Here is a 579-nt window from a genome sequence, read left to right on the forward strand (position 1 = left end):
TCACTATCTGTAATTTTTTTGTTAACTTATCATTTTTATCGACTTCCATGGCCCTGTTTCCTTCGCTTGTTTATGTTCACTTAACCTTCATATGTTGAAGCTAGACAATTGAATACATGTCGTTTAAAGCATAGTTGCTGTGGTGAGAGATAGAAGCGTCAAAGGGAAAGGAAGCTATGAAACATCGTACTACATTTGCACAGACCATTTGTCTTTAGAGTTAGCCTCAAACGCAACAAGGAAACACTGGCACATCGAGAACCAGCAGCACTGGGCTTTGGACGTTATTTTCAAAGAAGACGAGCAGCGAATTTACGCTGGGGACTCGGCATTGAATATGGCTTGTTGTCGCCGATTTGTGCAGAACCTCTTCAGGAAGTCAGAAGGGAGCGTGTCTGTACCAAGAAAGATGAATAAGGCTACGTGGGACAAAGATTATAGAGCAAAAGTTCTCTTTACATCAGCTTAACAAAGTACGTTCGCGCCCTTGGAGCTAAGTACATGTTGAAAACTTGCGGTGTGCCTCTTCAGTATAATGTAAATGCAAGGTGATTTTGCATAACAAAGCATTTAAGAGTG

The 579-nt window shown here is 41.3% G+C and carries 1 pseudogene; it reads left to right on the forward strand.

Annotated features, from left to right (window positions below):
* Positions 1 to 127 precede the first annotated feature (127 nt).
* A pseudogene (locus tag R7Q46_RS28890) lies at positions 128 to 469 on the forward strand (ISAs1 family transposase); the annotation flags it as partial.
* Positions 470 to 579: the final 110 nt, after the last annotated feature.

This window comes from Vibrio sp. 811, from assembly GCF_033339195.1.